The following is a 20,819-nucleotide window of genomic DNA, read 5'->3' as shown; positions in this document are numbered from 1 at the left end:
GATCACCGCTCCTGCGTAATGATCAGGGCGGGGGACTCGACGGGCTTTCCGGCCCGCGTGCCCGTCTCGGCGATGTACCGGCGTGACCCCAGGTCGACGCTGTACTGTCGGCGCGCGGACACGATGCCGGCGAACCGGGAATTGATCTGGCGGGCGGCATCGGCAAACATGTCCGGCGCCACACTGAACTGGATGGGGCGGCGGCCCACCACCTGGACATCGACCTTACGGCTGTAGGGCTGAAAATTGCCGATCATCACCTTGGTGACATCGGATGTGACCGCGGACGGCACAACATCGCGCCAGGGCACAAACCGCGCGCGGGCCTGATCCTCGCCCGTGAAGAAACCGAAGAAGAAACTCTCCCGGTAGCGGCCGGTACGCTCCGGCGCCCGCGCGGTCAGGAAGCTGATGGCGAACTGACACACAGTGGCCCAATGGCTGAACCGGTACACGATCAGGCCTTCCGGCTTGACGGTATCCTCCGACGCATCAGCCACCCCATCCACGATCCGCTTATGGTGCCGGCTGCCTTCACCGCTGGCGATCATATCGGCCAGAATCTGTCGCGCACCTTGGGCCAGGTGGGCCGACCGCGCCTGCGGGGTCAGCGCCTCGGAAATGAATAGCTCCACCTCGCGGCGGAAGGCGATCTGGGCCACGCGCCGCTCCATGGAAAAGGGCGCCTCGGCTTGTGGCCGGGCGCCCTGTTTACTTGTGATCACAAATGATAACCTCCCCTCAGATTCCAAAGGGAGGGTAGTATGTTCAGACCGTTTCTTTCGCTCGCTATTGTAGGTTCATGCTTGCTGGCATGTAGCAGCTCCGCTCAACTCCCCAAAGACGATTTTACCTTTAGGGGTGTAACCTTTGGCATAGAAAAGCCCACCCTCAAGAAGACCCGTAAAGTCGAGTGCCAAGTTTACGGTAAGACAGATTTTTGCTCAGAATCATATGTAGAGATAGGTAGTTTGCTCGCTTCGAGGGTGCTGTACTTCTTTACGGAAGACAAATTGAATGAAATTGATGTTTCTTTCCATGCTGCTAGATTTGAAAGAGCGCGCGAGGCTGTGACAATTAAGTACGGCGAACCTGCTACCTTTCAGATTGAAGAACTTCTTGAGGGTGGGATACCAGTGCCGGCGACCCAGTGGATTTGGGTTAGGCCAGAGGTTGAAATCATTATGCAGTTTCCCAGTTTTACTCACGATGAAGGGTCCCTAAAATATCTCCCTCCCGGCGCATTGCGCGCCAGAAGCGAAAAAAACCGTGAGCAAGCGAAACGCGACGCTGACAGCTTCTGATGCCCATCTTCAATTCTTAGCTCCGCGAGGCGCAGCTAAGCCACCTCCCGCATCTCCATGAACCCGGCTATTACACCCCAGGGGATCAGAACGGCCGTCCGTCCCTTGTCGTGGAAACCGACAAGGGACGGTGACGGCATCGCACCGGGTAACAGCATCAGCGCTGACCGCCAGTTATCGGCCCAGGCCGTGCCGTGGAACACCCGCTTCAGCCGCGGGTGATCGCAGGCGACAGCCACGACCGTTCCCAAGTTGGGCGGAGAGACCAGCATGCCGGTTGCCGCCATCCGTGACCGAGTCATCAGATCGGTGCGCGACAGCTTCAGCATGTCCGCGACGGTCAGGCGCGACCGCGACACCCGGATGGACAGCAGATGGCGAAGACAGGCATCACCGTCCAGGTCCGGGCGGCCCAGCGATGCCGCCGGCTGCAATGTCTGCACCTTCGGCAGCGGAAGGCGATGATACAGTGCCAGCGCCTCCGCCGTGCCGGCCAGATCGGCAACCAGCCGGGTCAGCCCGACAAAGGAATTGATTTCGCGCGTCGACAGCGGGCGGTTAGGCAGATTGTCCGTGACCGTGACGGGAACGCCCTCATGGTCGGCGATGAAGCGGCCCGTCTTGCGAATGGATGGCAGGACGGTGCCCGTCACCCACTTGCGAAACCGCTTTGCTTCCGGCTTGCGGCTGGTCAGGACCAGCGAGTAAAGCCCGGATTCATTGATGATAGTGAACTGCTGCACCTGGGCTGCCGCGATACCGTCATTATTAATGACGGTATCCTTTTCGTCATCGTCCAGCCGCGAAGCCGCTTGACGGGAGTTCTCAATCTCCAGCACCCGGCATACATCGGCCAGAACAAACCACGGCTCCCCGTCGCGCATCACGACACGGACTTTGCCGCCTTCGAAATCAAACGGGATCACATTGCTCATGATCAAATCCCCTTCCCAATAGGCAGTCCGCCGTTCGCGATGTTCCACAACATGCGGGTCCAGACATTTTCCCCGATGTCATCCAGAAGGGCCGGCGTTGGCGGCTGGCCATAGATGACGGCATTGAAGGCGTCTATTGATCCGATATGTTGCGCGAAGATGTAACGGACCTGAACCCGCAGGCCGTCCACCGTGCGGGCCTCTGCCGCCACCAGAAGGTCCGCGTAGTGATCAATTGCCGCATAGAACGGTTCATGATCGGCATCCTTGCCGCCATTGGGCAGCAATTCCTCCGTCGCGTACTGAAACATCCGGTTGGCCCGGACATATCCGTCGAACGCCTCCAGCAAGGCGGCGTCGGGGTGCTGGGCGACAGCGGCAGCCGGCAATGCTAGGCCAGCCGTTGCCACGCCCGCCAGGGTCTTGCCCAACAGGTCACGTCGGTTGATCGTCATGGCTTCACTCCGCAGCGACGCTGTGGCCGAACAGATCGTCAGGCAGCGCCACGCCAAGCTTCTTGGCAAAATGGCTCAACCCCCGACGGGTGACCATCACCTGATCCCGCGATCCATCGCTGCCGTCCGACTTCTGGTACAGCACCATCTTATGTTCCAGGTACCCACTCTGAATCCGGTCCTGATAGGCCAGAAGGTTGCCTCCCGGACGGCGATAGACATAGCGGTTGGCCGACAGCCAACGATTGAAGGCCTTGGGCTGCTGACCCAGGACCTTCGCCGCCTCCGTCAGGTTCAACAGCCCTTCGGTATTGGCGATCCGTTTGTACGCCGCCACGTCCGGAGCCATGGCTGTCACCTCCGCCTGCAGGGTCAGCACCTTTTCCGAATAGGTCAGCAACAGGCCCCGCATCGCCGCCGGGTCATTCAGGACCTGCATCGGATCGATGGCGGGAGATGTCTGTTTGGCTTCCAGTTCCTGCCACCGGTCGATGATCCTGGCGCGAAGATCAACGCTATAGCCGGACACCAGAATCAGGGTTTCACGCTTAGTTAGCATGTAGACCTTGGACGGCCGGCCGCCAGATGACGGTTCGACCTTTTCCTCAAAAGTGAGGGAAAGTGTCTCGGCCATATTCTTGATGTCCCGGCGCACATTGTCGTGCTCCTTGCCGGTCAATTCCGCGATCTCCCGGCTGCTCATCGTTTGAGCGCCGGCAACCATCATGATGTTACGGTTGCCATCCGGCACCGGATGGCCCATATTGCTGATCGACATTTTCGATCCTTTCAGGTTGGAAAGTCTTTCAGAACGCCATCGGGGTGGTCGCCAAACTCGACCCCGGTGGCGTTTTGCATTTCAGGCCGCCGCATCGCTGGCCGCCTGGGCTTGGTAGGCGGTTAACCCCAACTTGACGAGTTCCCGAATGCTCTCCGCGCGACTGGGGATGGGGCGCTGCTTGCCGCGCCACTCGTCCACGGCCCCCATGAAGGTCTTGTCGGTTCGCATATTGAAGTGACCATCCTTGTCCATTTCATTCTCCACTAATTACGTAACTCACGTTTACGGATATGATCTCATTTGATGCGCTGGTCAATAGGTATTACGTAACTTCCGTCGTGGAGGTGTTACATGGTCGACAAGCTCACAGAGCGATTTGAAATGCGGCTCTCTCAGAGGGGCGTCGAGCAACTTGACGAATGGCGCCGACAAGTCCACGACATCCCGTCCCGCGCCGAAGCCATCAGACGCCTTGTTGAGCGCGGCATCCTGTTCGACGCGCTCTACGAACAGCTCCGCATCCTGGTTGCCGATGGCCTGATGCCCGAAGAAGGCTTCATGACCATCATGGATCGCATCGGTTACGACGCCCGCCTGGACGATGACGCCCCGGAGGGTTCACCCCTGACCCGGTCACGAATCGAACGCGGCGTTGAGCAGAAAGCCGCTCCCGAAATGACCGACGCCCCCGCCGGACCTACCCCCAAGCGCTTCGTCCGCGGGCTGACCAGGAAACCCTGACCTCCTAGAAACCTATACTGAGCCCGCATCAAGGCAGGCCGAAGGCATGCGCACGCATACAGTGCCGAAAGCCGCACACTGCCGCACCCCGTCTGATTTTCAGTTTTCGTGCATCATTCGGCAGCCGCCGGCTTCTGCGTCGCCTCCTTCACCTGCTCCCGCCACCAGGCGCAATAGACCTTGTCCATCTCCACGATGCAGTCATCCAGCAACTGGAATGCCTCATCATCAAGATGATGGTGGCGGGCCCATCGCTCCACCGCCGTCCACGGGATGCCGCAGGGGTGGCTGGGCCCCATCCCGCCAGCCTGCCAGCTGCGTTCAGGGTCCAGCCTGTGCCAGGCCCGCCAAATCCATTCCAGCAACTCATCCGGCAGCATGACGGGCTCGGCATCGCCCAGCATCTCCTGCACGAACGCGGCGGCCTCCTCTTCCTCGCCCGCCAGGTCCAGCAGATCCTGGCGGGCTTCCGCCCTGCGCTCCAGGTGGGAGCGCAGGGCGTCACTCAGTTTTTTGCGGCGGCCTTCGCATCCTCCACCTTGACGCCGCTGTACAGCTGAACGGCGGTCTGGGTGGCCTGCCACAATTCCAGAAACTCTTCCTGGCGCAGCAGCTGGCAGAATTCCTCGAAACTGACCGGGCGGCCATCATCATCCAGGCCGCGCACGTTGGTCAGCAGGCGTTCGCAATACATGTCCACATCGACATTGCGCGTCACCTGCGGCGGGGCATTACGAAGGTCGCCGCCATATTTCTGGGCCAGTTCCTTGATCCGGCGCTGGACCTCATCCCGGAACGGCTGCGTGATGCCCTTGGCCTCAACCCAGACATCCTTGTCCGGGTCCATGTCGATATAGAGACGCAGCCATTCCCCCACAGTGATACGGGCAATGTCGCGGCGCAGCGAGGATAGTTTCGCCATGATGCGTGATCCTGTTGGTCGTTGGTCGAAAGACGCGAAGCGGGCGGGGGCCGACCAAACCCCCGCCCCGGCTCGCGCGAACCGTGCCTGCCGCCGTCGCCGGCAGCCTCTTGCCCGTTGGTCGCGGGGTTCCGTTACTCTTCGGCGTATTCCAGCAGGTTCAGGATGATCTGTGCGCCGGTCAGGGCGTCGTAGCTGGCCGTGGCGCGCACGGGCAGCATGACATCCTGGTTCTTGCCGCCGACGGTGGGGTCGCCTTCACGCGGCGTCAGGCGCGGGGCCTCCCAGATCATAGCGCGACCGCCGCGGAACAGGCGGACATTCACCGCCCGGGCGGTGCCGGCCTTGATATCCGCCAGGATGGCCGAGTTGCCGAAATAGGTATCCAGCTCGACAGAGACATCCAGGGAACCATCTTCGATATCGACCGGACCCGGCGCGGTGGAATCGCCGTCGGAAACCCCCTCAATGGCGCGCAGATTGTTGTTCAGCGTGAACTTGATCGCGCTGGCCCAGTTGGGGCTGCCCAAGGCCGATCCACCATAACCAACACGGCCGCAATGGGCGCTGAACGCCATGACGGGATAATCGGCCAGGGCTGGCGCCGCGTCCGGACTGGAGTCCAGCGAGGTGGTAGAAACCAGCCCTTCCATCCCCATGAAGGAAACGGAGCCTGTTGCCTTTGCCTTTTTCTGCCCGCCGAATTCCAGGGTCCCGACGCGCATGCCGTTCTGCGCGATATAGGTCGGGACCGTCTGACCCATATACCCGCGCTCCAGCGTCAGGCCGTACTTGCCGGTGCCGTTCTTGATGACGTCGCCGAAGAAAACGCGGATGGTCTTCCCGGTGCCGGTATCGGTGGTCCAGGCTGCGGGCAGATTGTCCAACGTCAGGGCGTTGGCCTGGATGCCCACGACGCGCGCCCAGGCATTGCAGGCACTGGTGGCGAAGCGGAAGCCCGAACCCGTGCCGCCGATCTTGACCCACTGTCCGACCGTTAGGCCCAGGGTGGTGAAATCCAGGCTTGTGGACCCCAGGCCCGTTGCCGTGGCGGTCACATCGCCGGACACGCCCTGGAACCCGACCACCTTTACCCGCGCATTCGCCGGCGGCACCGTTTCGGGGGTGGTGAAGGCGCCCGTCGATACAAGCGAGGTGGTGCCACCGGTGGTGACAGGAAACAGGCCGTTATTGGCGGTGACGGCAAAGCCCGTATTCCACACCAATTGGCGGACCACAAAGGCGGGGCCCGACGCGAACGTGATGGCGTTGGCCGTGGTACCGATATCGGTGATGACACTGTCGGCAACGCCGTCATTGTCGCGAGAGGGCGTATCCAAAAAGGCCGCACAAAAGGCGGACTGGATTTCCGACCGCAGCAGCGATCCTGCCGGCGGAAAATGCCATTCGATGCCGATATTCCCGTCATTGGTTTCACCCACGGGAATCGGGTCGGCATTCATCCGGTCGGAACGGATTTCATCGGAGTCGACATAGTCGGTCTTGTTGGTCAGCCCGATGGAAGTTACCCGCTGCGTCCGCATGCGGGGGGTGCCGGGGGTGACGCCAAAGGTGGCCTCCGCCACCCCAGTCAGCCGGACGCGATTGGAAGAGGTCATGGTGGGCGGCTCCTTTCAGCCGGGCATTAAAAAAGCCGCCCTGGCGGCGGCTTGCGGGTGGATCAGGTGTTGGCTTCGGGTGGGCTGGGCGGCGGTGCGGCCTTGGGCGGTTTCTCAACCTTCTCGGCCTCAATGAACTTGCCATCCAGCCAATGATCAACCGGCACGGGCCCACGCAGATCATCGCCGTTCACCTTGTCGCCCACGGCAAACCGCCGGGTGGGCGTGGGGAACGGCTTCTTGACGACATACATTCTAACCTCCTGATTGGCGTGTGAATTCAATGCGCACGGTGATACGCCACCAGCACCCGTCTTCGTCGGCCCCGCCGGGCCCGATTTCGCAGTCCTTGAACTCGATCAGGTCAATTTCCAGACCGCGGAACAGGTCGATGAAACCAACCGCATGGCCGCGCATAATCCGCTCACCGGAACGGACCGGCGCCATCACGTGCGCCATGATCGTCCCATCCTCATCCCACAGATTATCGCCCGGCGCGCCGATACTCACCTGACCGAAAAGACGCCCGTGAAACTCCAGGGCGATCCAGCACCCGTCGAAGCCTGGCGTTCCCTCAACAGGCAGATTGAACGGCTCGTTGGGCCACGCGACCGGTGTGGAAGTCCACAAATCATCCACCCGCGCCCGCACGGTGTCATAGACGACAAGGCTCGTCATCGCACCCCACCCCCACGCGCCTGCATCCAATACCCGATCTGCCCGCCCCGGTCGCCCGGATGCTTAACGGTCAACTCCACCGCCGAACCTCCAGGCACATAGGCACCATTGGTGATGGTCGGAAACCGAATAACCCGGTCCCCATCCTTGGGCGGCGCCGGCCAGCCTGCGGCCGCCAGATCGGCATGGGCCACCACCACCTCATAATCCCCCTGGGTGATGCCCGCGACCAACTCTGCCGCCCCATATTGGCGGACACGGGCTACGACCACGGCATTGACCCATGTCACCGGCGTCACCGCCGTCTGCCGGCGCAGCACCACGGTTTCCCGCTGCGGTGACCGACCGATGAAGCGGGCCAGGCCTGCACTCTCCATTACAGGTGATCCGACATATAGGCGGACAGTCGCGATGCGATATCCTTTGGCATCCCGCCATCCATCGCCATCCCGGACACGATCTGGTATTCCTCCCGACCAATGCCTTCCCATTGCTGGGCCCGCAGCAGCGGATCACGATCCCCGACACTATCGGCCATCCGCACCAGATCCACGGCGCAGGCCTTCAGATCGTCGGGCACGGTGGCAAACCCCGCCGCATAGCGCACGGTGACCTTGCTGCCCGCTGCCCACCGCGTGTATCGGTCGGAACTGTCCAGGCGGCGCAACAGGCCTGCCGGGCCATCCAGTTCCCAAAAGCTGCTGTCGATTGCCACACCGGATACGGTGGCGGTCGCGATGGCGGAAACAAAGCGCCGCGACAGGATCAGCGCATTGACGCTTTCCGTTAGGCGCCAGACCTCCTCCACCGTTTCCGACCGCAGGGTCGGCACCGCCACCCCGGCCGGCGCCACGCCGCAGAAGCGCGCGATCTGACCGGCAGCCTGCAGACCCAGGGTGGTCAGGGCCGCATCGCGGCTGCTGTCGCTGTCGGCCAGCCCGACAGCGACGCGCAACTCAGCGATGGACAACAGGCCCAGGTCGGCGGCCGGTGTGATCAGGGTCAGGATTCCCATGGCCGCCCCGTCACGCGGCCAGGATGTGGAAGGTGCCGGTCTTGATGGCACCGCCACTGGCGATGGCGATCTTGATACGGTCGGCAGCAATGGCGATGGGGGCCATAACAGCTGTGCCGCCGCTGGCATACAGCGCCGCCGCGCCTGCCGTGCTGTGCGTCGGCTGACGCGGCGCCCGCACCGTTGACGCGTTGACATCACTCTCTGCCCACAGCGTTTCCCCAGTGGATTCGAGGGTGACGGTGAAGTCCACGCCATTGGCGAAGTCGGACTTCACATAGGCGATACGGTCCAGAAAACCGGTCACAGTATCCGAAAAGGCCGTGGCCGACCCATCCGACGCCGTGACCACGGTCACCGTCAGGCGCTGTACATAGGACATGACCGCCTCTCCTTACAGGCTGGTCGGGATGGTGCGATAGAAGGTGCGCACCTTCAGAGGGCTGTTGCCGGTAGTGATTTCACCGGTCAGCATGTGTAGGACCAGCGGGCTGTTTGCCACCGGCACGATCTGCGAGGCGCCCGACGCGGCTCCCGTTGCCCGCACATAGCGAATGGCATCGGCCGTGGCGTCCAGGAACCCTGTCGCCTCGCACCCACCCAGGGCCGTGCCGCTGCTGTTGGTATATTTGACCGACAGGTCATCGCCGCTATCAATACCCGCATAGGCGGCGCTATTATAGTCCAGGAACAGAAGCGCACCCTCGAACACCAGCGCATAGCCGGCACCAGGGGCAGCAACCAGCGTCTGCGGCGTGGCATTCAGCGCCAGCATCTGCGCCGCCGTCAGCGTCACATCAACCGAGTTGCAGAGCCGACCGGTGACATCAGCCACCACAGAACCTTCCTGCATGGTCAGGGTGCCGCCCGTGGCGAAAACCAGTTCGTCCCCGCCCTGAGGGCGGTAGACTTTGGTGTTGTGAGACATGACAACTCTCCTTGGCCGCAATGACCGGACGCATCGGTCCGGTCATTGCCCGGGCAGGTAGATCAGACAGGCGGGTTGGCGGTCGGCGCGACGTGCGGATGGCCCAGAAGCCACGTCCCGGCCAGGAAGATATTGCCGCTGTCATTGCCGGACGGCGTGATGGTCACCCGACAATAGCGCTTGGTACCCAGATAGCCGATCTTGCGGGTTTCCGCATCGTCGGCATAGGTGAAGCCGGCCTGCGCCTCGGTACCCAACAGCAGGGCGTCATCTACGGCGCCATTGTCGCTCAGGGACGAATTGTCCCCGTCCTCGAACAGGACAGTAAACGTTGCATTGGCGTCCGTGTTGGTGCCGGTGATGATGACGAACTCGACGCTGTCATAGCCGGCAGTATCCACGATGGTGGACACGATGGCGGTATTGTCGGTACGTGCCGCCTGCGGCGCGATGCCGACCAGCGGATGAATATTATTGTGCAGGTCGCGGCGCATGGCCGGGTCTCCTCTGCTTGAAAGTTTGGGCGGGGGCCGCTTCTGTCGGCGTTACGGCATCAGCAGGTGCCTGACCGGATGCGTGCCGGCATCAACCAGTTGTCCGTCCATACGCTGGAATGCCAGGAAGCCGGTCTGGTTATAGTCGGCATACCGTTCGGTCAGCCGGAGCACCTGGAGGCCGGCAACGCGGCGGATGAAATACTTCTTGAGGTCACCGAAAATGATAGGCTTTGCACCAGCGCCGAAGGCGGCCATGTGCTGGTTGATCGTATAGCCATAGTCACTGATGGTGTCCGGCTCTCTAACAGCCAAGCCAGATTTCCAGATGTAACGGCCTTCGCCGTCCTTCATCTTCTTCAGCGCCTTCAGGGTGCTATCGGCAAACATGTACCGGGCACCAGCGCGATACGCCGGATCGACACTGTGTTCCAGTTCGATCAGTTCATCAGGACTGATCGCGGAGGCGGTCGCGGAGGTGTAGCCCAGCGTGGAGGCCGTCACCACGCCGGTCGGCTTGCTGGCGCCATCGCCCACCGTGAAATGCCGGTTTGCAGCCCGGCCCAGACGATCACCGAACTTCGCTGACAGGAATCCATCCAGGTTGAATGCACTATCTTGCAGAAGCTGGTTGGACACCCGGATCAACCTGCTGGTGTAGGTATGGGCATTCAACGTCACCGCACCAAACGTGACGTCCCGCTCACCGACCTGCGTGTTTTCGTCAAGAATGGCGCCTTCGTTGCTGGTGTCGTTGTCAGTCGGAATCGGCAGCGGGTTGCCGGTGGCGGTATCGAAGACATAGGCGACGCCCAGCATGCCGCCATACGCCAACTCCGCACTGATCACTTGGCCATAGAAGCCCTCAGGAACGGTGTAACCGCCAGCGGTGCTGGCGCCAGTTCCTTGCGCCGCCTGGAAGCGCGGCAGCGCCACGGCGCGGTGTTCATCCGACAGCCCCCCGATGCCATTGCGCAGATAGGAGGTAAAGGCTGCGCCCTCCAGCTCAATCTGTGCCTGTGCATGATCCTCGGAAATGCCGTCACGACCGGCGCGCCGCTGGCGCAGCTCGCCGAGGTTGGCCTCGGCCGCCTCAAGGCCCTCCATGCGATCAATCTGCTTCTTCAGCTCGTCCGCCGCGTTCATCATCTCGTCGAACTTGGCGTTTACCTCTGCCGACGGCGACTGACCCTCCGGCACGGCATCGATAACGGCGCGGGCATCGGCGACCAGCTTGGCGCGCTGTTCCCGCAGTTTCTTGCTGCTCATCATGGCTCCTTTCAGCCAACAAAAAGGCCGCCTGTTAGGCGGCCGCAAACAGCGCGGGGCGGGTGCCCGAGCGCCAAAAAAGGTGCCGTTCAGACGGCGTGATTGCTAAGTGCCAAGCGGCGGCGCATGGCCTGGATATGGGGATGCACAGCATCCTCCGGATTGACGGGAGAGCCATCCATCACTTGTCCGACAATCTCATCCACAAGCCCAAAATCCTTGGCCTCAGCGGCCGTGAACCAGGTTCCGTCGTCTTTTTCCGGGCCAGCCATCATGGTGGCGCACTCTTCGCGGCCCTTCCCCGACTTGGCGGCATAGATGCCGGCAAGCTGGTCATCAATCTTGTCCAGCACCCCAGCAGATTCCCGCATGTCCCCAGCATTGCCATAGGCGAAGGTCCAGGCGCGGTGACACATGATCAGGGCGTTGTCCTCAATGACAACTTTTTTCCCAGACATCGCGATCATGCTAGCGGCGCTGGCGGCCAAGCCCTCAACCCTCGTGGTGATGGCGGCATTATGGGCGCGCAGGGCATTGTAGATGGCCAGCCCGTCGAATACGTCCCCGCCGGGGCTATTTATGCGAACGATGATTTCCGGGGTGGTGATGGCCGAGAGCTGACGAACAAAGGTCTTGGCGGTAATTCCCCAGAAGCCGATTTCGTCATAAATCAGGATCTCCGTCACGTCAGCAGATGCGGCGCGGATGTCCACTTTGTGGGCTGCCGGAGTTTCGCTAGGGCGGCGATTGTTGAAATGGTCTTGCCATTGACGGCGTGCAGCCTCTTTGCCGACGCCGCGAGCCAGGAACCCATGTTTCATTGCGATATATCCTTCTGGGCCTGGGTTGATGTGCCGTATTGTGCCGCCACCGAAAGCGGTACCGTGCCCGCCTGGACAAACAGCTCGTTTGCTACCGGATTAGGATCATCCGGTAGATTGCGTTTGCGGCGGATTTCGTTGGGCGTCATGCCTGCATTCATTACCGACGAGGCAAACATTTCTGCCTGCGCCACGGGGTCCATCGCGTTCAGTGCTTCACGATTGAACTCGCAATAGTGTGGATGTTTGAACAGTTTGCGGTTCAACTCGGCTTCGATCCTGGTAAGGTCAGGATCCAGACAGAATATCTGAAATCCGATCTTCATTTCACGAATGCCAGTCCCCCAAGATGTCTGCTTGTCCGTCTCCCCGACCATCGACGGCGGCAGACCGAACAGACGACAGATATCGGCAACTTGGAATCGCCTGCTTTCCAGCGTCTGGGCATCCTGCAGACTCATCTGCATGGTGTTCCATTCTGCGCCGTTATCCAGCAACATGGTTTTGCCCGTGGCGTGCATGCCATTGTACAGGGATTCAATCTCCGCTCGCATGCGGCGGACGCCTTCCGGTGATATGTTCTTGGGCAATGTCACCGTGCCCGACGGGCGGGCACTATTGGCGTGCATGCGCCCAACAAATTCATCCATCGCCAAGGAGATGCCGATGGGTTGCTTCCCAGCCCAGGCGATGGGCGACATGCCTTTCAGGCCGTCGAAACCGATGCCAGGAACATGGATAACTTCATCCTGGTCAAGTACTTCCCGGCCATCAGTAAAGGTGAAAGTGTATCGGTTTCGACCCTTTGCGCGCTCCACCACCACAGCATGCGGCGCCACAGGCAGAAGGTTACGCACTCTGGCGGCATTGTCGTATTCGATGACGCTATAGTGATTACCAGCCAACATCAGGTTGGCGACGATCATTTCCTTCCACATGAACGAACTCATCAGATCATTCGGCTGATCATGCAGGATCGGATACATCCGATTATCGACGGCCCGTTCCCGGCCCGTATTTGTCCGGCGGTAAACCTCCAGCGGCAGCGCGGCAATTACTCCCGCTTTCAGCGCCACGCACCGGAATACGGTGGTGGAACGCATGGCAGATGTCTCATTCACCACCGGACCGGCAAAAGACGGCGAACCGCCAAGGGCATCAGTAAGCCAGATATCCGGATCGGCCAGGGACGTCGTTGGGTTCTCAAGTGACGCATTGCTGAATGTCGGCTCCACCCTTTTCGCCGGTGCGCGCCTGTTGGTTGAGAACGGCCACATGGATCAGGTCCGGCTTGCTGGCGGGTCATAGATGGATGAGCCACGGCTAGGTCGGAGATAATCCGTAGGTGCCGGCTTCGCTGATGTCTGCCAAATCTCTGGCATGTCATAAATCGAAATGGAGTTGCCGGCGGCTTCACGCTGCGAGATAGCCGCCCCAACAGCCATAATCAGGGCAACCATGCCATCAATGCGCGACCGCGACTTGCGGCGGGACGGCACCTTCATATCGGGATTGTCGCCCGGCTTCAGCGCCATGTTGGAGCTGCAATAATTGGTCACCGGGTTGGTCTGAATGATGATGTCGCCATTCAGGATCGCCGATGTCAGCGCCTTCACGCTGTTGGGCATGGCCAGCATGGCTGGGTTGTCCAGCCCCTTCCAGCCCTGCCCATGATTGATCATCATAAGCCCATCACCCACGTCACCGTCGGGACCCTGGTATCGCCACAGGTCAAGATCGATCTCCGCCGCAGCTTCTTCGAAATCCAGGATCTGCGCCGGGTCATAGGCCAGGGCGCGGACATCATGCTTGTCGGTCATGCCCTTGACCTGCCGCGCGGGCCAGGATTTGGGGATGGTGGGGCCCGGTGTCGCCACCAGATGCCCCTTATCCACCCATTGGCTATAGGGCGCCCGATCCATCTCTTCCCGCTTCTTCAAGGTGGCGCCTGGCGTCCAATAGGTGATGCGGGCTAACAGTCGCCCATCCGGCCGCCGCCACACGGCCGCCAGCGCAGTCAGGTCGATGCGGCTGGACAGGTCCAGACCCAGGAAGCACGGCAAACCTTCAACATCGTCGTCGGATACAGCCCCCAGGACCGATTCCCACAGCGGGAGGTCGATCCAGGCATCGGCTGCCCCGACGCGCTGCCCAAAAAACAGGCGCTGCAACGTCACCTGATCGGACGGCATGCCGCGCGCCTTGATCACCGCATCGCGGACATTCTCCAGCGGATAGGTGATGCCCAGGGCCGGCAGCGCCTTTGGCCATACCGTCTCATCGTTGAGCGGGTCATCATCCTCATCGCAGGTGCAGATCAGCGCCAGGGACCCATCGTCCTGCACCTCACCTTTCGCTACGGCGGTGTAATAGTCGCTTTGCTCCGTCCCAATCGTCTGGTCTGCCGCCGGCGTGTTGGTGCCCATGACCATCAACGGGTCGCCAGGCATCTTGTTGATGGCGCTTTCCCACAGCGACAGGATCGACCTATCGCCGATTTCATGGACCTCATCGACGGCGACATAAGCGGGCTTCGGGCCGCTGATCGCGCTGCCATTGGCGACATTGCACAGCTTGCAGATACCAAGGCCGCTCTCGCTGCCATCCCACTCGATCTGCCATGTCAGATCGCCGGTGCCGCGTAGCTGGAGATCGGCAAAATCTTTCAGGCCAATCTCTTCGCCCGGCACATTGGCCCGACACAGCGCCGCTGCGTCTCCAATGATGATGCCCGCTTGGTTCTCCGTCGCGGCGACGGCGTAGCCCTCGAACCGGGGCGTGCCGCCGAACCGCATCAGATACAGGCCGGTGGCCGCCATCCAAGGGGATTTGGCCTGACCTTTGCCCGTCTCAAACCAAAATCGGCGAAACCGGCGCCGACCATCAGCCCGCTTCCACCCGAACAGGCTGCCTGTCGCAAACATGTGCGGCGGCAGCAGGTGAAACGGCTCCCCGACCTTCTGCCCGCCGGTGATGGTCAGCATGGTCGGATACCAGTTGACGACATGCAGTGCCGCATCCAGATCCCAATGCAGCCCCCGTCGCGGCCCATCGCGCAGGTCCCGCAGATGGCGCTCCGCCGCCGCAATGGTTGTCCGGCCCGCCACGATCCGGCCCGCCACGACGTCGCGCGCCCAGCCCGTGACAGGATCTCTGCTGTCAGCCTCCGGGCTTCTTTTTCGCGTCGACAAGGTACAGTCCCGCCTTCGTTGCAGCCTTCTGCGGCCGGCTGGCTTTGGTCACGGCGCCGCGGCGGCGGGGCGGAATACCCAACTCCGCTTCCGCCACCGTTGCATCGGAATCCGCCTGACGCATCTCGACCTGCCACTGCGACAGCATCGGGACGCCGGTCTTTGACTTGGTCACCGGGCCGCCCAGCTTGAACATCTCCGCCACCGCCCGGTCGTACCGGACGTAGGCCAGGATCAGCCGCTGAAGCTGGTGGCGGTTCTCGCGGGCCAGGGTCCCGGCCACCCGCAAGGCGCCGACGACATCCCTCCACTCCCGCGCCGCCAGTGCCCGCCATCGGCTGTTATCGCCCGATTTTGCCCGCCCTTTGTTGGGTATCAACAGCTCCCAGTCGGGTTCGTCAATCTGAGGGTCTGCCTGGGTTCCGGACGCATCGTTCATTTTCCGTTCACGCCCCCAACCCGAAACTAACCCCCCCTCGAAAAATCACTGCGCGCGAAAATGCTACCCCGATCCGGTTACAGCCCCATAACAACCCAGACATTTACACCCCCCTGGGGGTGCCCTTGACTATGCAGGGCGCCTCAGCCCGGCTTGTGGTGCCGGTTCCATGGATGATCGGGCGACAGCGGGCGGCCGTCAGCATCGCAGCCGATGGCCTCGGCGCGACCACCGTTTGCGCGGCCTCCGCCACGCCGTTCCTTGATCTGGTTATCGCATGCCCGGCATAGGGACCGGAGGTTAGCCAGCACGTCCAGCTTTGTCGGCCCCTTGGCATGAGCTGGCCGGGTCTTAATGTGGTCAACGATGACAGCCGGGGCGCAGCACCCACGCGTGGTGCATCGGCGCCCATCGCGCTCTAAAGCCTGCCGCCGCAGGCCTTGCCAATGCGGCGAGGCGTAGTATCCAGACTTCGCCACGCGTCACCCAAACAGCAAAAAGCCCGCACGGGCTTCCCCGGCGGGCTTGGTAACAAGGCACAATGAAGGCTTCGGATATCGTTGTATGACCACTTGCAAAACAAGTCAACCACAATGACGCACGCGCATCCTATGCGGATGCCGAATCCAACAGACGCAGATAATGCCGCCAGGCCGCCAGCGGTGATGGCGTGCGACCACCGCTCTCCCACTGTCGCCATGTACGGTACGGCACGCGGGTAACGGCCTCTACATCGGCGTTTACGAACCGCAGCCCGCGCCGGGTGCGCCATGCGCGGCAAAGCTCTGCCCAGGGTAGATCATCATAATCCAGCGCATCATCACCCGGCTGCGCACTGTTGACCGTTGCGCTATCCTGATCAGGCGCGCGCGATGGGGCCTCTTGCTTTGGCTGGTCTGCCCCCTTTCCGGCCCCTTCGGGGGCCGGACTCATTAAACAATTATCCGCGCTCGCCGTTAAGGCCGGCGCCCACCATGATACCGTGGGTGCAGGCCTATCCTCCGCCCCGTACCAGCGGGGCGTGACCAGCTCTACCGCCAGATGCAGCATGACGTCGCCGGACCGATAGGCCATGTTCGGCGGCCGGCGCACCATGGCCGCCCGCACCGCCCGGATCAGATAGGGATCGGCGCGACCCCTGATGCCGAACAGGCGACGGGCCAGCGTCCAGGCATCATCGGATCCCGGCAGGTCTTGATCCTCCTCCAGATCGTGCGGGCAGCGCAGGTGCGCAGGCCAGGGAATCATGATCTCCACACCACAGGCCCGATCAGCATCCTTGGCCTGCCGGCGCGACAGGGTGATACGGTCAGGGAGCTTCATTATCGACCTCATTTTCGGTGCCCGGCAACGGGCCATAGAGCGCCCTATACTGGCGGATCATGTCCGCCTGCGCCGCGATGCGCGCCCGCAGGCGCTGCTGCTCATCCCAGTCTGCCGGCAATACCGGGGCAAAGGATGGGGCGGCGCGGTAGCATTTGCCGCTCTTGTCGTACTGCGCATTGTTGGGGGCCATTGCCTGATAACGGCTTAGATCGCCAGAGGCCTGCTGGATGGAGATGTCGAACCGCTCCATCAGATCGGCGCGGCGCAGAATGCCGCCGCCCGCGAGCGTGCGCTCGATAAAGCACAGGCGTTGGCGGGCAGCCCAGGATGGGGGCACAGTGTCCATTTTCAGCGGAAGGCCGCGCAGTAGCGGGCACCGTGGCGATGGCAGCGGCCCAGATAAATCATGTATGCAGCCGCCGCTGCGCGCCGTGAGGGGTCGAACATCTGCAAGATTGGGGTTACGGCAGCTATCAGACCCTCCAGCCTGACAGTAGGATTCATGTACCCCCTGCGCAGATTGCGCAACGCCCACTTAGCCATGCCGCCAGGGGAAGCCGGCAAAAATTCGCTTTCTTTGCGCTGGTCAACGTCCTGGCCAACGCATGAATGGATCATGGCGATAAGCAGATTAGTGATCGGATGGCCACAGAAATCCTCGACCGGCAGACCTCGCCCTGGAGGTGTCGACCCTAGGGACGAGCTAAGCTCGGCCTTGACTGCATTAATCAAATCAAACAAGGGCCGGCCATCAAGGTCAGTCAACCCATTGGTAAGCAACTCAACCGTGCTACCAATATGGCGGGACGCATCCTTTGCATCGCTCAAAATCTGATCTAGCGTCATCTTCTTCTCCACTGAGGCCCCGCCATCCTGGCGGGGTAGGATCAGCGCCAACCGCTGATAGAGGTAATGTGCACCAATCCGCCCCTGTGAGCAAGCGGAAAAATGCATCAATGATGTAATTTTTAGAGGATGGCTAAACGCACCATCTCTGACACTGTGATGCCCATCTGCTCGGCGCCAGCCGCCGAAACAGCAAAAAGCCCGCACGGGTTTCCCCGGCGGGCTTGTGTGGCGGCACAATGAAGGCCTCAGATATCATTGAGTGACCGTGCGCAAATCGCGTCAACTAAAAACGCACAGGCCCTGCGGCAACCCCATCCTGCTGGGGCGTCGTGCGGTGCTTGCCAGCCAGCACATCTGCGCGCACCTGCGGCGGAAGGTGGTGGTTCGGCGCCCGACACACGCTAATCCGCCCCCTGCGCACCGGTCAGCCCCCAGGCCGCGTCCATGATCTCCCGCTCCACCCTGGTCGGCCCGTGCCATAGCAGGGCGGGCGCCGGTGGTGGCGGCTCAATACCAATGCCGCACAGTTCTGTGTGGAACAGCACGCGCCCGGCCAGGGCCTGCCCGACGGCAACCACCCCATCGTGAAAGTGCCGGTAAAGCTCATGGCGCCCGGCAAGCGCGGCCAGATCGACCACCCATCGCAACGGGCAGAACTCCACCTCCACCTCGGCCTCGACGCTGGCCACCACACGCAGCCGGCCTGTGGCGGTATCGCGCAGCGCCGCCTGCACCTTCTGCCGATAGCTGATCTTGCGGGGATCGTACCGGTACCGGTGCCGCTGCCCATCCCGCATGATCACGACCTCTCGCTCTTCGCGCGTCGGCGCCTCGCACAGCCGCTTGATCTCCATCGGCTTAAGGGTAAGCGGCGCGCACCCATGCCAGTACCGGCGTTTGACCGGCCCCACATGGCCGCGCCCCTGACGCTCTTCCGGGCGAAAGCACGGGCGCTCCCGCTCATCGGGTCGCGGTGGAGCAACCCCAACCTTGGCCGCCGCCCATACCGCATCGCGCTGATGTGCCGGCAGCATGCTGACGGCCGCATGCACCGCGACCGCATCGATATGCCATGGGCAGGCCGCATCCCCGGCGCCATCAAGCGCGAACAGCACGTCTGTCCAGCGTGATACGCTCCATGCCTGCGCCCGCAGGATCTGACAGCGATATGTCCAGCACAACAGCGCCCAGATGGTGCGCCGGGTGCGGGACGTATCCTCATGGCGGCGGCGCTGGCTTTTGCGGGCGGCAATGGTCAGGGCCAGTTCCAGCCGCGCCCGCATCTGCCCCCCGTAATCGGCCCCATCAACGGCGTCGACTTCGGCGGCGTCATGCATCATCGCGCCCATCATGCCCCCATTCCATCCGCGTACCAGTTCAACAGGGCCAGCGCGAACGGCTGGCGGCGAAAAGCTTCGCTGCGCGTGTCAATGACCAGCAGGCCGTGGCCATAGGCACGGCGGCGCAAGGCGGCGATGTCGGTCGCCGGGACCGTGTCGGTGCCCTTGGGAAAGCGCGAGCGCAGATCGCCGGATCGTTGCGGCCTGGTCATTTTGCACCATTGATCTTGGCGGTCAGTATTGCCATGGCTTCAATCTGCGGCACCCCACGGTCCAGTTCGACGGTCCAGGTCTGGCCATCGGACATATAGACATGGATCCGGTACTGCGTGCCGTGAATGGCGGTCACTTCCACTGGATTGACCCAAATGTCATCGGTCAGGGAGATCAGCATCAGATCACCTCAATCGGCGGGAAGGCGTGTTGGTTCAGCGCTGCGGCCAATTGATCAACCTTGTCGCGCGCCTGCGCTGGACTGGCTAATTCCTCACGCAGGCGAGGCCCTGCAAGGTCATCCACCAGAATCCGGCCATCGTCTGCCCTTATGGCATGCACATTGATGGCTGCAATGTTCCCGGCTGTGGTGCGCACGGCAATCGCACATGCACCCATGTCAAAACGGCGGCGGGCCGCATCAACCAGCGCCATGAAACCTTCATGGCCCCGCGCAACTGCGTGCCACTGACCAAAGTGATCCATCACAACACAGCCGCCGCTGGCCTCGGGACAAGCGGAGCGCAGCCATTGCGCGGATATCCACAATCCAGGCCTGATCTGCACCAACATCACGCCACCTCGCTCGTTACTTTCAGGTCCCGCAGGATTTTATGGGGCACTAGGCATCCCGGTTGGGTGGGGGGCGGCCCCCATTGATGCCGATCCCAGAACCCGTTGCGCTGCCACCCGGCCACCCGGTTACGCCAGGTGCTGTCCACTGGGTCGCCGCCCCCAACCACCACCGCCGGGGCCTGGGCCCTTGGCCGCAGCAGCGGCGTTGCCACCGCCGTCAACTGCTCCATCAACGGTTCGGTCAGGTATCCCAGGGCCTTGGGCGGTGCGCGGTTCTGCTGCCGGCTGCGTCGGAAAACCCGCTCTGCGACGTTGCGAACCAGCTCCGGCGATATACCCGCATCGGCCCATTTTTCCGCCGTGGCATCATCGCTGGGCACCGGCATCCGGGCTGCATCCTGCCCCCAAACGGTAAGGATCGCCCCGTCAAACGCCCGGATCAGGGCGCTGTGGCCTGCGTCCGGGTCGGTGTCGGCCACGATGGGCACTGCCAGCGCCGCCCCCTCCTCAAATCCCGCGCACCCGCCCGCAGCAGCAGCAGTAATATTCTGGTATCTGGCTTCTGGCTTCTGGGCTTTATCCACCCCCTTATCCTGTTGGTTATCCCACGCTGGATTTTCCCTTGTTTTACAAAGGGTTGGATTACCACCTGTTTTGCCGTTTTTGCGCGATATGCGGGCCTTCTTGTCGTCAGCGACCATCCGCCGCGAGAAGATCACCTTCTCTCGCGTCCGGGAAAAGACGCCAGCGGCTTCCAGTTCGCGGACAAGGTCCGGGATCTGGTCCGTGGGCGCTCCTACCAAGGCGCTGAGTTGGGTGTCCGTCGGGCGGCATCCTGCGATCATCAGATGCCCATAGGGCTGGGCCTCATGCATGAGGGCCAGCATCTCCATCCACAGCCCGCGGGCCGCAAGGGAGCACAT

30 protein-coding genes are annotated in these 20,819 nt (G+C 62.0%); 2 read left to right on the top strand and 28 right to left on the bottom strand.

Features of this window, described 5'->3' with window-relative positions; translation table 11 throughout:
- Positions 1-2: 2 nt before the first annotated feature.
- Positions 3-725, bottom strand: a complete 723-nt coding sequence (locus ACODSP_RS21815; protein WP_488967650.1) for a hypothetical protein — start codon at positions 723-725, stop codon at positions 3-5.
- A 39-nt stretch (positions 726-764) separates the two neighbouring features.
- Between ACODSP_RS21815 and ACODSP_RS21810 the strand changes: the two genes are divergently transcribed.
- On the top strand, positions 765-1,304 hold the full coding sequence (locus ACODSP_RS21810) for a hypothetical protein (RefSeq protein ID WP_488967649.1): 540 nt from the start codon (positions 765-767) through the stop codon (positions 1,302-1,304).
- Between the two features lie 35 nt (positions 1,305-1,339).
- Here the strand turns inward: ACODSP_RS21810 and ACODSP_RS21805 are convergent, their stop codons facing one another.
- The 4 genes from ACODSP_RS21805 to ACODSP_RS21790 all read right to left on the bottom strand — a co-directional run bounded on the left by ACODSP_RS21805 (position 1,340) and on the right by ACODSP_RS21790 (position 3,727).
- Positions 1,340-2,239 carry a BRO-N domain-containing protein gene (locus tag ACODSP_RS21805; RefSeq protein ID WP_488967648.1) on the bottom strand — a complete coding sequence of 300 codons (900 nt, stop codon included), beginning with the start codon at positions 2,237-2,239 and terminating at the stop codon, positions 1,340-1,342.
- Positions 2,240-2,241: 2 nt separating this feature from the next.
- Positions 2,242-2,694 carry a hypothetical protein gene (locus ACODSP_RS21800; RefSeq protein ID WP_488967647.1) on the bottom strand — a complete coding sequence of 151 codons (453 nt, stop codon included), beginning with the start codon at positions 2,692-2,694 and terminating at the stop codon, positions 2,242-2,244.
- A gap of 4 nt (positions 2,695-2,698) precedes the next feature.
- Entirely contained in the window at positions 2,699-3,472 is a 774-nt protein-coding gene (locus ACODSP_RS21795) for a phage antirepressor KilAC domain-containing protein (RefSeq protein ID WP_488967646.1), read from the bottom strand.
- Between the two features lie 81 nt (positions 3,473-3,553).
- On the bottom strand, positions 3,554-3,727 hold the full coding sequence (locus ACODSP_RS21790) for a hypothetical protein (RefSeq protein WP_488967645.1): 174 nt from the start codon (positions 3,725-3,727) through the stop codon (positions 3,554-3,556).
- Positions 3,728-3,826: 99 nt separating this feature from the next.
- Here ACODSP_RS21790 and ACODSP_RS21785 point away from each other — a divergent pair, with 99 nt between their 5' ends.
- Positions 3,827-4,216 (top strand): hypothetical protein, encoded by a 390-nt coding sequence (locus ACODSP_RS21785; protein ID WP_488967644.1) that lies wholly within the window; start codon positions 3,827-3,829, stop codon positions 4,214-4,216.
- A 113-nt stretch (positions 4,217-4,329) separates the two neighbouring features.
- On the opposite strand, the gene ACODSP_RS21780 is transcribed toward ACODSP_RS21785, so the two are convergent.
- The 23 genes from ACODSP_RS21780 to ACODSP_RS21670 all read right to left on the bottom strand — a co-directional run bounded on the left by ACODSP_RS21780 (position 4,330) and on the right by ACODSP_RS21670 (position 20,789).
- Positions 4,330-4,620, bottom strand: a complete 291-nt coding sequence (locus ACODSP_RS21780) for a phage tail assembly chaperone (RefSeq protein WP_488967652.1) — start codon at positions 4,618-4,620, stop codon at positions 4,330-4,332.
- Between the two features lie 101 nt (positions 4,621-4,721).
- Positions 4,722-5,138, bottom strand: coding sequence for a hypothetical protein (locus tag ACODSP_RS21775; protein ID WP_488967643.1), 417 nt, complete (start codon positions 5,136-5,138; stop codon positions 4,722-4,724).
- Positions 5,139-5,272: 134 nt separating this feature from the next.
- Positions 5,273-6,757, bottom strand: coding sequence for a phage tail tube protein (locus ACODSP_RS21770; protein ID WP_488967642.1), 1,485 nt, complete (start codon positions 6,755-6,757; stop codon positions 5,273-5,275).
- A gap of 62 nt (positions 6,758-6,819) precedes the next feature.
- Positions 6,820-7,011 (bottom strand): hypothetical protein, encoded by a 192-nt coding sequence (locus ACODSP_RS21765; RefSeq protein WP_488967641.1) that lies wholly within the window; start codon positions 7,009-7,011, stop codon positions 6,820-6,822.
- Position 7,012: 1 nt separating this feature from the next.
- Positions 7,013-7,435, bottom strand: coding sequence for a hypothetical protein (locus ACODSP_RS21760; protein WP_488967640.1), 423 nt, complete (start codon positions 7,433-7,435; stop codon positions 7,013-7,015).
- Positions 7,432-7,812, bottom strand: coding sequence for a hypothetical protein (locus ACODSP_RS21755; RefSeq protein WP_488967639.1), 381 nt, complete (start codon positions 7,810-7,812; stop codon positions 7,432-7,434). The genes ACODSP_RS21760 and ACODSP_RS21755 overlap by 4 nt, the downstream gene beginning before the upstream one ends.
- Positions 7,812-8,450, bottom strand: a complete 639-nt coding sequence (locus tag ACODSP_RS21750) for a hypothetical protein (protein ID WP_488967638.1) — start codon at positions 8,448-8,450, stop codon at positions 7,812-7,814. The genes ACODSP_RS21755 and ACODSP_RS21750 overlap by 1 nt, the downstream gene beginning before the upstream one ends.
- Before the next feature lie 10 nt (positions 8,451-8,460).
- Positions 8,461-8,832 (bottom strand): hypothetical protein, encoded by a 372-nt coding sequence (locus ACODSP_RS21745; RefSeq protein ID WP_488967637.1) that lies wholly within the window; start codon positions 8,830-8,832, stop codon positions 8,461-8,463.
- Between the two features lie 12 nt (positions 8,833-8,844).
- Positions 8,845-9,378 carry a hypothetical protein gene (locus ACODSP_RS21740; RefSeq protein WP_488967636.1) on the bottom strand — a complete coding sequence of 178 codons (534 nt, stop codon included), beginning with the start codon at positions 9,376-9,378 and terminating at the stop codon, positions 8,845-8,847.
- A gap of 62 nt (positions 9,379-9,440) precedes the next feature.
- Positions 9,441-9,872, bottom strand: coding sequence for a hypothetical protein (locus ACODSP_RS21735; RefSeq protein ID WP_488967635.1), 432 nt, complete (start codon positions 9,870-9,872; stop codon positions 9,441-9,443).
- A 51-nt stretch (positions 9,873-9,923) separates the two neighbouring features.
- Positions 9,924-11,144: a phage major capsid protein gene (locus tag ACODSP_RS21730; protein ID WP_488967634.1), complete on the bottom strand. Its 1,221-nt coding sequence runs from the start codon at positions 11,142-11,144 to the stop codon at positions 9,924-9,926.
- Positions 11,145-11,230: 86 nt separating this feature from the next.
- On the bottom strand, positions 11,231-11,962 hold the full coding sequence (locus ACODSP_RS21725; RefSeq protein ID WP_488967633.1) for a head maturation protease, ClpP-related: 732 nt from the start codon (positions 11,960-11,962) through the stop codon (positions 11,231-11,233).
- A complete protein-coding gene (locus ACODSP_RS21720) occupies positions 11,959-13,239 on the bottom strand; it encodes a phage portal protein (RefSeq protein WP_488967632.1) in 1,281 nt (426 codons plus the stop codon). The genes ACODSP_RS21725 and ACODSP_RS21720 overlap by 4 nt, the downstream gene beginning before the upstream one ends.
- A 3-nt stretch (positions 13,240-13,242) precedes the next feature.
- On the bottom strand, positions 13,243-15,153 hold the full coding sequence (locus tag ACODSP_RS21715; protein ID WP_488967631.1) for a terminase large subunit: 1,911 nt from the start codon (positions 15,151-15,153) through the stop codon (positions 13,243-13,245).
- Positions 15,122-15,592: a P27 family phage terminase small subunit gene (locus ACODSP_RS21710; protein ID WP_488967630.1), complete on the bottom strand. Its 471-nt coding sequence runs from the start codon at positions 15,590-15,592 to the stop codon at positions 15,122-15,124. Before ACODSP_RS21710 ends, ACODSP_RS21715 begins: the two co-directional genes overlap by 32 nt.
- Positions 15,593-16,201: 609 nt before the next feature.
- Positions 16,202-16,915, bottom strand: coding sequence for a hypothetical protein (locus tag ACODSP_RS21705; RefSeq protein WP_488967629.1), 714 nt, complete (start codon positions 16,913-16,915; stop codon positions 16,202-16,204).
- Positions 16,902-17,264, bottom strand: coding sequence for a BrxR family helix-turn-helix transcriptional regulator (locus ACODSP_RS21700; protein ID WP_488967628.1), 363 nt, complete (start codon positions 17,262-17,264; stop codon positions 16,902-16,904). Before ACODSP_RS21700 ends, ACODSP_RS21705 begins: the two co-directional genes overlap by 14 nt.
- A 2-nt stretch (positions 17,265-17,266) precedes the next feature.
- Entirely contained in the window at positions 17,267-17,776 is a 510-nt protein-coding gene (locus tag ACODSP_RS21695; RefSeq protein ID WP_488967627.1) for a hypothetical protein, read from the bottom strand.
- A gap of 392 nt (positions 17,777-18,168) precedes the next feature.
- On the bottom strand, positions 18,169-19,119 hold the full coding sequence (locus tag ACODSP_RS21690; protein WP_488967626.1) for a hypothetical protein: 951 nt from the start codon (positions 19,117-19,119) through the stop codon (positions 18,169-18,171).
- Positions 19,116-19,319 carry a hypothetical protein gene (locus ACODSP_RS21685; protein WP_488967625.1) on the bottom strand — a complete coding sequence of 68 codons (204 nt, stop codon included), beginning with the start codon at positions 19,317-19,319 and terminating at the stop codon, positions 19,116-19,118. The genes ACODSP_RS21690 and ACODSP_RS21685 overlap by 4 nt, the downstream gene beginning before the upstream one ends.
- The gene (locus ACODSP_RS21680; protein ID WP_488967624.1) at positions 19,316-19,501 is read right to left on the bottom strand and encodes a hypothetical protein; all 186 of its coding nucleotides are present in this window, start codon (positions 19,499-19,501) and stop codon (positions 19,316-19,318) included. The genes ACODSP_RS21685 and ACODSP_RS21680 overlap by 4 nt, the downstream gene beginning before the upstream one ends.
- Entirely contained in the window at positions 19,501-19,893 is a 393-nt protein-coding gene (locus tag ACODSP_RS21675; RefSeq protein ID WP_488967623.1) for a hypothetical protein, read from the bottom strand. The genes ACODSP_RS21680 and ACODSP_RS21675 overlap by 1 nt, the downstream gene beginning before the upstream one ends.
- Complete coding sequence (locus tag ACODSP_RS21670) at positions 19,893-20,789, bottom strand: hypothetical protein (protein ID WP_488967622.1); 897 nt, start codon at positions 20,787-20,789, stop codon at positions 19,893-19,895. The genes ACODSP_RS21675 and ACODSP_RS21670 overlap by 1 nt, the downstream gene beginning before the upstream one ends.
- Positions 20,790-20,819: the final 30 nt, after the last annotated feature.

The organism is Niveispirillum sp. FG156, from assembly GCF_057809555.1.
This window is presented reverse-complemented; position numbering and strand designations above follow the sequence as displayed.